11 protein-coding genes and 1 tRNA gene are annotated in these 13,503 nt (G+C 53.6%); 10 read left to right on the top strand and 2 right to left on the bottom strand.

The features are described from left to right. Nucleotides 1-9: 9 nt before the first annotated feature. Nucleotides 10-1,005, bottom strand: a complete 996-nt coding sequence (locus RID21_RS25645; protein ID WP_350193897.1) for an NAD(P)H-dependent glycerol-3-phosphate dehydrogenase — start codon at nucleotides 1,003-1,005, stop codon at nucleotides 10-12. Between the two features lie 385 nt (nucleotides 1,006-1,390). Between RID21_RS25645 and RID21_RS25640 the strand changes: the two genes are divergently transcribed. The 10 genes from RID21_RS25640 to RID21_RS25595 all read left to right on the top strand — a co-directional run bounded on the left by RID21_RS25640 (nucleotide 1,391) and on the right by RID21_RS25595 (nucleotide 11,365). Further along, nucleotides 1,391-1,630 carry a hypothetical protein gene (locus RID21_RS25640; RefSeq protein ID WP_145188998.1) on the top strand — a complete coding sequence of 80 codons (240 nt, stop codon included), beginning with the start codon at nucleotides 1,391-1,393 and terminating at the stop codon, nucleotides 1,628-1,630. A gap of 515 nt (nucleotides 1,631-2,145) precedes the next feature. Beyond that, nucleotides 2,146-3,258, top strand: a complete 1,113-nt coding sequence (locus RID21_RS25635) for a hypothetical protein (protein ID WP_350193895.1) — start codon at nucleotides 2,146-2,148, stop codon at nucleotides 3,256-3,258. A gap of 109 nt (nucleotides 3,259-3,367) precedes the next feature. Continuing rightward, a complete protein-coding gene (locus RID21_RS25630; protein ID WP_350193893.1) occupies nucleotides 3,368-4,111 on the top strand; it encodes an NTP transferase domain-containing protein in 744 nt (247 codons plus the stop codon). Nucleotides 4,112-4,328: 217 nt separating this feature from the next. Beyond that, entirely contained in the window at nucleotides 4,329-5,276 is a 948-nt protein-coding gene (locus RID21_RS25625) for a ribose-phosphate diphosphokinase (RefSeq protein WP_145042428.1), read from the top strand. A gap of 45 nt (nucleotides 5,277-5,321) precedes the next feature. Then, complete coding sequence (locus RID21_RS25620; protein ID WP_350193891.1) at nucleotides 5,322-5,822, top strand: hypothetical protein; 501 nt, start codon at nucleotides 5,322-5,324, stop codon at nucleotides 5,820-5,822. 38 nt (nucleotides 5,823-5,860) lie between these two features. Beyond that, nucleotides 5,861-6,775 (top strand): SDR family oxidoreductase, encoded by a 915-nt coding sequence (locus RID21_RS25615; RefSeq protein WP_350193889.1) that lies wholly within the window; start codon nucleotides 5,861-5,863, stop codon nucleotides 6,773-6,775. Nucleotides 6,776-6,906: 131 nt separating this feature from the next. Next, nucleotides 6,907-8,193, top strand: a complete 1,287-nt coding sequence (gene aroA / locus RID21_RS25610; protein ID WP_350193887.1) for a 3-phosphoshikimate 1-carboxyvinyltransferase — start codon at nucleotides 6,907-6,909, stop codon at nucleotides 8,191-8,193. Beyond that, complete coding sequence (gene rsmB, locus RID21_RS25605; protein ID WP_350193885.1) at nucleotides 8,190-9,608, top strand: 16S rRNA (cytosine(967)-C(5))-methyltransferase RsmB; 1,419 nt, start codon at nucleotides 8,190-8,192, stop codon at nucleotides 9,606-9,608. Before aroA ends, rsmB begins: the two co-directional genes overlap by 4 nt. Before the next feature lie 217 nt (nucleotides 9,609-9,825). Beyond that, nucleotides 9,826-11,151, top strand: coding sequence for a DNA-directed RNA polymerase subunit alpha C-terminal domain-containing protein (locus RID21_RS25600; RefSeq protein WP_228030311.1), 1,326 nt, complete (start codon nucleotides 9,826-9,828; stop codon nucleotides 11,149-11,151). A gap of 143 nt (nucleotides 11,152-11,294) precedes the next feature. Continuing rightward, a tRNA-Gln gene (locus RID21_RS25595) sits at nucleotides 11,295-11,365 on the top strand. Between the two features lie 71 nt (nucleotides 11,366-11,436). Here RID21_RS25595 and argS read toward each other — a convergent pair. Beyond that, a complete protein-coding gene (argS, locus tag RID21_RS25590) occupies nucleotides 11,437-13,401 on the bottom strand; it encodes an arginine--tRNA ligase (protein WP_350193883.1) in 1,965 nt (654 codons plus the stop codon). Nucleotides 13,402-13,503: the final 102 nt, after the last annotated feature.

Raw genomic sequence — 13,503 nt, 5'->3', positions numbered from 1 at the left:
GTTGGTTAATTATTCCTCACGTGGGGGGCGTGTCATCAGGGTCTGGGTGGCATCTTCGGGTGACTTGCCTTCAAACAGCACCCGATAGATCTCGGTTGTGATGGGCATTTCCAGCCCTCTCTGTTCTGCCAGATTATAAACGCTGCGAGTTGTGTTGACACCCTCCGCGACCGCTTCCATGCTGCTGAGAATCTCTTGCAGCGTCTCGCCGCGGCCGAGCCGTTCTCCCAGACTCCGGTTGCGACCGAAGGGACTCATACAGGTGGTGATCAGGTCGCCAACACCAGCCAGGCCTGAAAACGTGGACGGTTCAGCACCAAAGGAGGCTCCGAACAGGGTCATTTCTACCAGTCCGCGTGTCATAATGGCCGATTTGGCGTTGTCGCCATATTTGCCCCCATCACAGATCCCGGCTGCAATCGCGATTACATTTTTAAGAGCCCCCGCCAGTTCGACCCCAATGATGTCCAGATTCGTATACACCCGGAAGCGATCTGTACTGAAGAGCTGTTGCGTCTCGCGAGCGAGATCGAGCTCCCCGCTGGCAGCCACCACACTGGCCGGCAGCCGACGGGCGATTTCTTCCGCATGGCTGGGTCCTCCCAGTGCCACAACGGGCCGCGGTCCCAGTACATCGGTAATGATCTCGCTGGGACGATAAAAAGTCTCTCTCTCAATCCCCTTGATCACACTGACGACCGGCGTTTCCCCTTTGAGGTGTGGCTTCAGTGTGGTCAGTGCCTGCCTGACAAATTCGGTGGGTATTGCGATGACCAGGAAATCGGCATCTTTCACCGCTGCATCAACGTCTGAGGTCACATGCACTGCTTCAGGCAGCTTGACTCCCGGCAGCAGTCTGCGGTTTTCCCGGTGGACGTGAATATCTTCAGCAACTTCCGGCTTACGGACCCACATGGAGACGGCTGTCTCCGGGCTTTCTGTGAGCAATGATGCACAGGCGGTCGCCATCCCGCCCCCACCCAGAATTGCCACTTTGGTTGTCATAACTTGGTTGTCTTTCATTAGTGAGTGTGAAAAATCGGGAATCGGTTCTTCTGCAGGCAACGCCTCCTGTTGTCTGCTGCATGACAGGCAGAATACTTACGACCCGGATACCTGTAATATAACGAGAAATGCTGCATAAGCCAAAGAAGGCGGCAGAAACCGCCGATCCAGTTTATGACAGGAATATTTCGGGCCGAGATTGACTCCCCAGCATCCTGCATAAATCGATTGTGCTGCATTTCTCCCACGATCCCTCTGATCGGAACAGCAGGCATCTTGCGCAGCAATTCACAGAATTAACCGTTGCAGATCACAGTATTTCGCAGCTTACCGGAAAATCCAGACTAGGTTTTACCTGGTAAGTATTAAAATGAGGAGCAATCTTATGAACCAGGTTACCGAGCAACAGGCTGTCACTTTCCAGGATCGTCGTCAGAATCGTGGGGAACAGCGTCCCGATGGTGGCGTCGAACGTCGGCAGTTCAGCAATTCCTACAACTCTGAAAATGAAGACGTAAACGAACTGGCTCAGGCTATCGACCAGTATAAACTGCGTCACCGCCGTCGGTTTATCACCTTCGAAGAACTGCATTCTGTCGTGACCGGCCTGGGTTACCACAAGTAAATCCGGATAACGCCGTTGCTCCGGGGATTCGACTGGATCTGCTTAGTCGTCCCTGTCATTCGAACCGCCAGTCAGTATCCACGCGATATCTGGCTGGCCGGTATGCGATGCCCTGCCTCCCGGCTCCCTGTCCTCACGCATGTCCCGAGTGCCTGAAACTGCGTCGAAGCTGCTTAATTCTATGAGCACCAGCAGTTTCCGCTGAAAACTGCCCATTCTTCCATTCAAAAAAAGTCGCTAAAATTGAGGAAATTTTATTTTTTTCCTCAAGTATGCTGCTGCCAGTCTGCAGATTGATGTTGACCTGATTCGACGATTCTGGAAAACTCCGCCCACTGTACCACCCCCGAGTCATTAGAGCTGTGCAACACAGTGTGGCCGGCTCTCCCTTCAGAAAAAGAGCGTTTCTGCTCGAAACCTGATTTACCTTCATATTCACAGGTCGAACATTGAAAACTACTCTTCTTTGTCTAGCCATTGTTTTCACAGCGGGTCTGAATGCTCAGGCCACTGAAATGACCACAATTTATAGGCCAGCGTCGGATTTCGATGATGTGATTCGTGCGCAAAGTCCGACTCCCACCTACGAGGAATCGATTCCCTACGGAACAACTCCGCCACCAGGGGGAGGTTATCCGCCAGCAGGTGGAGGCTATACCGTGCCGGACGGACAACCCTTCGATCCGAATATGGGAGCCGGAAACCTCTACGGCGCACCGTCTCCCGGACCGGGATACGACCCGTTCCTGACACCTGGCGCGGGAGGTATTGTCGATCCTTATGCAGGTTCGCCCATGCCCGGTTATACAACCGGATTGAATGGCCCTCAGCCATTTCGTTTTGGCTGGAGTTCCAGTTTGACCTTTGGTCTGATTCCCAAGGTTCGCACTTACGCGCAACCCGGCGGGGCAGATGGTGGTAATTTTGGCGTCTTCGAAACTGATGTCGACCTGAAATATTCAACTCCCCTGCGGAGTGGCTGGATCTTTTCTGCAGCTCCCGAATTTGATTATCGGGGTTGGGATGGTCCTCAGTTTATCTCACTGCCGGGTGCCGGCTATCGATTTGGGAGTGACCTGGCATTATCGACACCGGCCAACGGCCTCTGGAGTGTCCAACTTGGATTCACGCCTGCCCTGGCTTCTGACTTTGGCAAAAGCCTGAGCTCGCATGCCTGGCAGTTTGATGCCCGTGTCGTGCTGTTCTATCGTCCTTCTCAAACCTGGATGTTTGCCGTCGGTGCCGCTTACTGGGACCGGTTGGGTGATTACATTATTCCTTATGCTGGTATTGTCTGGACCCCGAATGATCTCTGGGAAATCCGGGCAATGTTCCCCAAATCACGCGTCAGTCGCTTCCTGGGTAACGTCGGCGATAAGAGCGTCTGGCTGTATGGTACCTTCGAATACGATATCGAGTCCTTCGAAGTCGAACGAACCGGTATCGCCAACCGTGACCAGGTGGAATTCCAGGATTACGCTCTGATGCTCGGTTTACGAGGTGAAGGCGCCTGTATGTCCATGTTCCTCGAGGCTGGTGGTGTATTCCGTCGTCGTGCTTACTTCGGGTCCGGTGGTGGATTTGATACCAAAGATGGCTTCATGGCCCGCTTCGGCTTCCAGTTCTAAATCAGATCTGTGCCTCAGCAACCAACAGGCTGTGATGGAATATAAATGAAATACGGAGCGGTTTGGCTGATGTCTTTCCGCTCTTTTTTTATAGATAAAGGAATTTGAAGTGAGCGCTCCTGCTGCTGTGATCCTGGCCGCCGGTAAAAGTACCCGGATGAAATCTGAACTTCCCAAAGTCCTGCACCCGATTCTGGGACGTACCATGATTGATTATGTGCTGGACGCCGCCCGCTCAGCCGGCTGTGAAAAAATTGTGGTCATCGTGGGACACAAAGCAGATGAGGTCAAAGCAGCGCTGTCCCACCATCCGGATGTGGAGTTTGCTCTGCAGGCCGACCAGAAGGGGACGGGACATGCCGTGATGATGAGCGCCGATAATCTGGCCGAACATGACGGACCGGTGCTCGTACTCGCGGGAGATACACCTCTATTGAAGGGAAGTTCGCTCTCGCGTCTGCTGGAAGTTCAGCAACAGCAGAATGCCGCCTGCGTAGTAGGCACTGCAATCACCGAAGCCAACGAAGGTCTTGGGCGGATCGTCCGCGACACGAACGGCAGTTTCCTGCGGATCGTAGAACAGAAAGACGCGACCCCGGAAGAAGTCGCGATTCTTGAAATCAACACGGGCTGTTTTGCATTCGATGGCAGACAGTTATTCAAAGCTCTGAATCAGGTCAGACCGAATAATAATCAGGCCGAATACTATCTGACCGACTGTGCAGAAATTCTGCTCAAGGACGGGGAAACGGTCCTGGCGGAAACCGCATTCACTATCCAGGAAGCACTGGGCGTCAATACCCAGGAACAGCTGGCCGAGGTCGCAGACATTCTGCAACAGGAAACGGCGTAATAATCGCTCCGGTTTCCATGGAATCCTCAGCCGTTAATGCCAGTAAAAAATGTGCAAAGCAAGGCATTTGGGCAGTTTCGCATGAAATCGAAAGCTCATGCTTGACTTCTTTCTCTGGATAAGCGTGAATAGAGAAACGGACCGGACAGGACTGTCTGGCTCTCGCAGATCTGAATCCCGCTACCCCAGGTATTGCACTACTGCAGGCTTTTTTTCAATGTATGACCATCTCACACTTCTCAGTGGACGAGCTCATCCCAAACTGGCCGGAGAAATTGCAGAATATCTCGGCATTCGACTGGCCTCAGTCGAATTATCGAATTTCCCGGATGGGGAAATCAGCCTGAAACTCAATCAGAACGTGCGGGGACGCGATGTTTTTATCGTGCAGCCCACTTCTCCGCCGGTCAATGATAACCTGATGGAACTGTTGATCCTGATGGATGCCTGTCGACGTGCGAGTGCAGAGCGTATCACCGCGGTCATTCCTTACTTTGGCTATGCCCGCCAGGACCGGAAAGACTCGGGACGCGTTCCGATTACCTCCAAACTGGTCGCCAACCTGATCAACGAAGCAGGCGCGGATCGCGTCCTGGCGATGGACCTGCATGCGGCCCAGATCCAGGGTTTCTTTGATACCCCCGTGGATCACCTGTATGCAGCTCCGATTCTCGATCGCTATTTCCGCAGCCTGAATATCCCCGATAAAGATCTGGTGGTCGTCAGCCCCGATGAAGGCAGTATCAAGCGGACGCTGCAGCACAATAATAATATCGGGGGCACGCTGGCGATTGTGGATAAGCGCCGCAAGAACGCCCTGGAAACACAGCAGGCCAATATTATCGGTGGTCCGATCGAAGGCAAAATCGCCCTGCTGTTTGACGATATGATCTCCACGGCCGGTTCGATTGTGGGAGCCGTGAATGTGGTTAAAGAGCATGGTGCCAAAGAAATTTACGTTGGTGCTTCGCATGCTGTCTTCTGTGGACCGGCAATCAAGTCTCTCAGCGAAGCGCCGATCAAAGAGATTGTAGTGACCAACAGTCTGCCGATTCCCGATCAGGATAAGCTTTCGAATTTACGTACGATTTCGATTGCGCCCCTGCTGGGAGAAGCCATTCGCCGAATTCACCGCAATGAATCGGTCAGCCACCTGTTCGACTGAGAGACGTCTGGGAGTCACAGTGTCTGAGCGGAATAAGAGGTTCTGATGGCGCTTCACGAACAGGACCGCGAAGATCTGATGCGGGAAGCGATCGCCCTCTATCCCCGGGCGGAATTCAGGGTGCCTCAGGAATCAGAACCCGTTTTCTGGGGACAGAAACGGAGTGGGCAGTTTTCGTTTTACTTCGGCGGCGATCCGGTTTACCAGTTCGATGACCAGGGACATCTGAGGCGCGCTTATCTCGACGGCCATCTCTATCGGACTCAGGGGAACACACTGGCCCGCCTGACTAAGGTCAGAACGGCTGACTCTTCCTCACTCGAGCGTTATGATCTGACGCAGGCGGAACTCGAGGAAGCACTGAATAGAATGGCAGACCGTTTTACCAGGCTGCAGACAGCGATTGAAGATCCAGATCAGTTTCCGTTAACCGAGTACCTGGCGGATTCAACAGAACAGGATCTTGGTAAGCAGATTCAGGCACAGATTGCCCTCGTGTTGCAGGGGGCGACTCAACTGGCCCCCCGCATTCGCGGTAAACGTTAAAGCAGGGCACACTCGAATTTTCAGAGAAACAGGTTCCGATGCAAAAACTGATCATTGGTTGCGGATATGTAGGACGGGAAGTGGCTCGTCGATGGCTGGCAGCGGGGCACGATGTGGCTGCACTCACGCGCTCGGAGGCAAATGCACAGCTGTTTTCCGAACTGGGAATTCAGCCGGTCCTGGGAGAGATCACAAATCCGGAAACGCTGCAGGGCCTCCCCGAGTCGGAAACCGTGTTGTATGCGGTGGGCTTTGATCGATCCGCGAGCCAGTCTCGACGCGAAGTCTACGTCGAAGGTCTCGCGCATGCCCTGTCAGTAATTAAAGAGCGTACACAGCAGATCATTTATCTCTCCAGTACCAGTGTCTATGGTCAGACGGCGGGGGAGTGGGTCGACGAGACCTCGGCATGCGAACCGGAGCGGGAGAACGGGCAGATCTGTCTGGAGGCAGAACAGTTGTTCGCCCAGCAGAAACTGCTCGGAGAAGTAGCTGTCGAGGGAAACGCGCGGGCTGTAATTCTCAGACTGGCAGGGATTTATGGCCCCGGAAGACTGCTGGCCCGGATGGAACAGATCAAAGCGGGAGAACCACTGGCGGGCAGACCTGATGCCTGGCTGAATCTGATTCATCTGGATGACATCGTCCAGACTATTCTCCGCTGTGATGGAGACTTGCAGCTTGCTTCACATTATCTGGTGAGTGACAGTCGTCCTGTAACGCGTCAGGAATATTACGAAACCCTGGCTCAACTGCTCGATGCACCTCAGCCCCGGTTTGCGACGGGAGAAGCGGCGGATGTGAAGTCAAAATCGACCCGCCCTAACAGCACTGAACGTGCTGCGGGTGTCAATAAACGTTGTAATAACAAAAGGTTACGCGAAGAACTGGGAGTGCAGTTGCAGTATCCCAGTATCTGGGAAGGGCTGTCTCAGGCGATTAAAAATACCTGAGACCGATCAGGATCACGGGTCCCTCACTTTAGCTTTGGCGAGCGAAAGTGTATGCTGTGTGGGTGTAGACGGTCTGTCACAGATCCTGATCCGTCCGTATCAGAAGCCTTTCCTAGTTCATAGTTTATCGCATGTCCGACACTTACCAGGTTCAACCAGTTTCCGGTCCGCTCAACGGGACTGTCAGACCACCCGGTTCCAAGAGCATCACAAATCGCGCGCTAATTGTCGCTGCCCTGGCAGAGGGGCAGACTGAACTGACCGGCGTCCTGGACAGTCGTGATACCCAGGTGATGATCGAAAGCTTGAACCGACTGGGAATTAAAGTCGATCATGATCCGGAAAATTGCACGACCGTCGTACAGGGCTGCGGAGGACAGATTCCCGCCAGCGAAGCGTCACTCTGGCTGGAAAACAGTGGTACCAGTATCCGTTTTCTGACCGCACTCTGCTCGGTAGGGCAGGGGGAATTTCAGCTGGACGGAAACGCACGCATGCGGCAGCGACCGATTCAGGATCTGATTGACGCCCTGGCAGAGCTGGGGGTCGATGTTTCCTGTGAATCCGACACCGGGTGTCCGCCAGTCCGGGTAAAAGCTCGAGGATTGTTGGGCGGAGAAACGGCGATTGCCGGTAATGTCTCCAGTCAGTATCTGAGTGCCCTGCTGATGGTGGCGCCAGCTGCACTGGGCCCCACAACAATTACCATTCAGGGCGAGATGGTTTCGAGACCCTATCTGGATATCACCCTCGGTGTCATGGCGCAATTCGGTGTGACCATCGATCGAGTGCAGAATGATGTCTGGAGAATCCTGCCGCAAACTTATCAGCGACCTGGCGCCTATGATATCGAGCCTGATGCTTCCGCCGCGAGCTACTTTTTTGCAGCAGCTGCGATCACAGGCGGTTCGGTAACCGTGGACGGACTCAACCAGGATGCTCTGCAGGGAGATATTAACTTCATCCGCGTACTGGAAGACATGGGCTGTGACATCAAGCGGGACCGCAACAGTGTTACGGTACATGGAAAACCCTTGAAGGGCATTGATGTCGATATGAATGAAATCAGCGATACCGCCCAGACGCTGGCAGCAGTAGCTCTGTTCGCTGAGGGACCAACGTGTATCCGCAACGTTGCTCATATCCGACATAAGGAAACAGACCGTCTGTCTGCCATCGCGACAGAGCTGAAGCGCATGGGGATTCGTGTCGAAGAAACGGATGACTCCGTGACCATTCATCCCGGTGAAATTCAACCGGCGGTGATTGAGACCTACGACGACCATCGGATGGCGATGAGCTTTGCCCTGGTGGGGTTGAAAGTGCCCGGTATTCAGATTGCAGATCCCGGCTGTACTGCCAAAACATATCCCCGGTTTTTTGACGACCTGGAACGGTTGTGTGGTCAGACGTCGTGAAGAGAAAAAACGTCTGGGAAGATCAATCAAAGTCCCGTCCGGCGGATGAGCTTGCGCTGCCGCAATATTTTCGTTCCGCCAGGCAACTCGCCTTTTTTCTGCTGGAAGCGTATCGCACGGAGGACCAGTTTGTCGCTGATTCCCTGCAACAGTGGAGTCGTCGGATTGATCTGTCGCAGCAGGACCGTCGCCTGGCAATGGAAATCAGTATTGGCGTGATCCGCCGCCAGTTGACACTGGACACACTGATTGAAAGCCAGCTCACACGCCCCCGCGAGAAGGTTGAGCCGGCACTCTGGACACTGCTCAGAACCGGCGTCTATCAGTTGGTGATGCTCGATCAGATTCCCGATCATGCTGCTGTTTCAGAAACCGTCGAACTGGCCGGCAAGGTCGGTAGGGAACGCTGGAAGAAACTGGTGAATGCCATCCTGAGGTCAGTGGGCAGACTGCTGACCACAGACGAAGTCACAGAGCCTCAGGCGAATGCAGTCCCACTCAGCACACAGCGGTTTCGCTGTCTGACAACGGATCTGTTTCCGGATCCGAAAGTCGATCAGGCAGGATATTTTTCGCGGGCATTCAGCTATCCGCAGTCGGTGATGACAGACTGGTTGTCGCGATATGACAGCCAGCAGGTTCAATCCATCGCGCAATGGTTCAACCAGCGAAATACCCTCTACCTGCGTACGAATCTGCTGCAGAACAGTCGGGATGAACTCTTGAACGAACTGCAGGCTGCAGGAATCGCAGTCAGCCCGGGCGCAGAGCCGCAATCAATCCGTCTCGAAAATGCAGTTCCGCTTGAGTCACTGGTCGGCTTCGATGACGGTAAGTTTACCATTCAGGATGAATCGGCGATGGCGGCCGGCAACCTGCTCAGTCCGCAACCGGAGGAAACGGTCTGGGATCTGTGTGCAGCACCCGGAACGAAAACCACACATCTGGCAGAGCTGATGTTCAATCGGGGTACGATTGTCGCCACCGATGTCTCTCCGGATCGGCTGGAAAAAATCGAACAGAATGCATCCCGACTGGGGCTGACCTGCATTCGCACACAGCTGATCAACACCCGGGGGGCTACACTGCCTGAAGAACAGTTCGATGCCATTCTGGTTGATGCTCCCTGTTCGAATTCTGGCGTGCTGGGGAAACGCCCTGAGGCCCGTTGGCGGCTGGATGAGCACTCTCTCCGGGAACTCCAGAAGATTCAGCAGGACTTGCTGCAAACAGCACTCAGGCAGCTCAAGCCAGGGGGCAGGCTCGTGTATTCCACCTGCTCTTTTGACCCGCGAGAGAATGGTGAGTTGTTGAAGACAGTGTTAACCCGATTCCCGGAACGACAGATCGTCCAGGAGAACCTGCACCTGCCGGGAGCACCCAGCGATGGGGGATATCAGGCTCTCGTACGCTGATTTTGCCAGAATTGGTGAACATATGTATCATTTGCGGTGCAGGGAAGAGGCCTGAGGTACATAACTACAGCCGGATAAGGGGCTAAACAGGCCTTGATGGTTGCCGTTTGCCAGGTCAGACTGTAAGATTCGAATTTGTGAAATTTGGCAACAGGTTCTGTGAAAAAGCCCGTTGTACGCTTCCATCTGCGCGCCAGCTGCAATAAAGGAACTTAGTGTGAGTGTCGACGAATTAATTGACGTAAAAGGTGTATTTAACAGCACTGAGAGTGTAGGCTACTCGGATGTCGAGCAATTGAAAAGAATTGTTTGCTCTGATCAGGTTTCAGAGCTCAACAGTGAAGTACAGTCGCTCGTCAAACGCATTGCAGACGGAGAAAGTTCTTCGGCACTGTGTGCCCGGGTCGGCATCGCCCTGCATCTACTGGGTAAGCATCGACAGGCTGTTATCGAACTGGAAAAAGTCACGGATAACGCAACCGCTGCTTTTTTCCATGCCGTCTCGCTGATCGCTCTCAAACGTTATGACGATGCAGATCAACAGCTGGAAGCTGCTGCCAAGCTGGGGTACGACTCGATCGAATGCTCGCTGCGGCGTGCTGAAACCCGTCGTCTGGTCAGCAAGCTGGATGAAGCAGAATCGCTGCTCTCTTCCATCGCCAAAGATGCCGCTGGTCGTGCTGAGTACTCATTCCAGATGGGTTGCATTCGGTCCGATCGTGGCGACCTGTATGGCGCAATCGAATACTTCGAACGTGCCGTCGACATGGATCCCCGCCATTCACGGGCTATCTTCCGTCTGGCTGGAGAAAACGCATCACGTGGAAATGACGAAGATGCGATTCGCCTGTATGAGCAGTCTCTTTCCAGCCCGCCGTTCTACCTGGGCGCGATCCTGAACCTGGGTCTGCTTTACGAAGACATGGAAAACTACCCGGCTGCCGCCTTTTGTTTCCGTCGGATTCTGGAAGCGGATCCAACCAACGAAATGGCAGCGATGTACCTCAAGGACATCGAAGCAGCCGACAACATGTACTACGACGAAGAGACTGCCCGCAACGAAGCCCGCATGAAGCAGCTGCTGGATCGTCCCGTCACCGACTTCGAACTGTCTGTCCGCAGCCGCAACTGTCTGCACGCGATGGACATTCACACGCTGGGTGATCTCACACGCGTCAGCGAAAACGATCTGCTGGCCGGTAAGAACTTCGGACAGACCTCACTGGACGAAATTCGCGAGATGCTGTCTTCCTTCGGTCTGCACATCGGTCAGAACCTGCACGAGGCTCTGGGGCAGGAAGGTGGCTACGCCGCTCTGCCTCCGGAACTGGCAGACAACCCGGTTACCGAAAAGCCGATCTCCGATCTGGGGCTTTCCGTGCGTTCGCGAAAATGTATGTCGCGTCTCGGTATCGGCACCATTGGTGAGCTGCTGCGTCGCAGCCCGGACGAGCTGCTGGCCAGCCGGAACTTCGGTGTGACCTCGCTGAACGAAATTCGCGAGAAGCTGACCGAGATGAACCTCAAGCTGCGTAACGACTAGTGAAATAAAAAGATCCCGTTTTTCTGAAAGAGAACTCTTGTCAGATTTGCGGAGATCCAATAAACTCCGTTCGCTAGGTTCATTACTGGTCCCCAGCGGTGAACCTGAGTTGGGCTACTGTGTCTGAATTGACAGAAACTCATTACCCGGTAGTGTAATGGTAGCACAACAGATTTTGATTCTGTTAGTCAAGGTTCGAGCCCTTGCCGGGTAATATTCATAAAAAAACGCATTCCATTTTGTGGAATGCGTTTTTTTTTTGTTTCTTGATGCGAGAGCGAAAGATCACATTCGCTCGCAGGTTCTGATCCCCAGGAGTGACAGGCCATTCTGAACGACCCGGGCGGTCAGATCGGAGAGCAGCAGTCGGCTCGTTCTGACAGTCTCATCGTCAGCCTTTAACACGGGGCAGACGTCATAGAAGGTACTGAAGAGGTCAGCCAGTTCGTAGAGGTAATTGGTCAGGTAGTTGGGCCGTGCTTCAGCGGCAACACTTTCCAGGATCTCAGAGTAACGGTTGATTTTCATCGCCAGGGCGATTTCGGTAGGTTCGATCAGGTTGAGAGACTGCTGATGTGTCCGCAGTTCGTCTCTGTCGATGCCCCCCTTGCGGAAGATGCCATTCACCCGGGCATAAGCGTACTGCATGTAGGTGGCCGTATCACCCTGCTTGGCCAGCATTTTGTCCCAATCGAATCTGTAATCGCTCTCTCTGTTGTGCTTCAGGTCAGCGTATTTAATACCACCAAGTCCTACCACCTCAGCGATTTGTTTGCGTTCTTCTTTGCTCAGCTCTGGTCCGTCATGTTTGTCATCGTCAATTTCCGAAACAATGTTATAGGCTCGCTGAATCGCTTCATTAAGCAGGCTGTCCAGACCAACACTGTCTCCCGCTCTGGTTTTAATTGGACGTCCATCTTCACCTAAGACTGAACCGAAGCTGACATGCTGCAGTTCCAGATCAGTGTAGCCCCAGTCTTTGACGGTGGAAAACAGTAGTTCAAAGTGTTCACTCTGTCGGGAATCAACAACATACAGGATTCGATCAGCATTGAGCTCTTCGGCTCGATACTTGATGGTAGCCAGATCAGTAGTGGCGTAGGTAAAGGCGCCATCCTGTTTCTGCACGATGAAGGGTGCCTCTTTACCTTTCATGAAGACACAGATTGCTCCCTGGCTCTCGGTGGCGAGTCCTTTTTGTTTCAAGTCTGCGACGACATCCGCCAGCATGGGCTGGTAAAAACTTTCCCCCAGCGTCATATCGAAGTGAATGTCGAGCCGGTCATAGACTCCCTGAATTAAATCGAGGCACTGCGGGAGAAACTGTTTCCACAGGTCGTTGTTCTCAGCATCACCGGCATGGAGTTTCGCGGTTTCTTCTCGTGCCAGTCGAGCGATATCCGGAAAGGCGGTCGCCTTGCTTTTCAGGTCTTCATTGGCTTCCAGCTGGCTGAGGCTTTCCTGCAGTGAACTGAGGGTCTTTTGATTGGTTTCTAATTCGGTTTTGAGTTTTTTAAGCTGTTTCTGTACCTTTTTGTCGGTCTGGTCTGCAGTTCCTTCGAGCGTCTGCAGTTTTTCCGTCAGCTGCTCGATTTCCAGTTCCTTCTGGGGAAGGGAGTTTTTGGAAGCGTGGTAATCCGACAACTGGTTGACCAGCCGATAAAGTCGAGCTAATTCGAATACTGGCTCTTCCTGGAAAGCGGCTTCGTTCAGAAAATGCTTGTAGCCAAAAATGATCATCCCGAACTGGGTACCCCAGTCCCCGATGTGGTTATCGCCTACGACATCGTGCCCCAGAAATTTCAGGACCCGATAGTTGGCATCGCCGATCACGGTACTTCGCAGGTGACCGACGTGCATCGGTTTGGCAACATTCGGCGCGGAGAAGTCGACTACGACCTTCTGGGGGGCTTCTACAGCCACGACACCTAATCGTTCGTCCTGAACCAGCTGCATTGTCTGTTCCTGAAGCCAGTCCTGCTTGAGCTTGATGTTGATAAAACCCGGGCCGGCAATTTCCAGTGGTTCACAGAAATCAGACAGGTCCACCTTCTCGACGATTTGCGCCGCCAGGTCCCGTGGTTTCAGGTCGGGAATTCTGGCTGCCAGCGGCATCGCGAAGTTCGCCTGGTAGTCCCCGAATTTGGGGTCCTGTGAGGCTTTGAGCATGTCGATGACCGAGGAGGGATTGTCGGTCCATTCAGTTAATACAGGTTCAAACCGGCTTCTCAGTTCGGCGAGGATATTCATGTTTCTCGTTCCGCTCGGAGCGGGGGCGCTCCGAATTAATAACATCGATACAAAGGGGGTACGCTCCTGGTACCCAGAATACACGCTGCAGCGTCAGATTGG

It is taken from the genome of Gimesia sp. (assembly GCF_040219335.1).
Taxonomy (GTDB): domain Bacteria; phylum Planctomycetota; class Planctomycetia; order Planctomycetales; family Planctomycetaceae; genus Gimesia.
The sequence above is the reverse complement of the archived record's forward strand: the minus strand, read 5'-3'. Positions and strand labels throughout refer to the sequence as shown.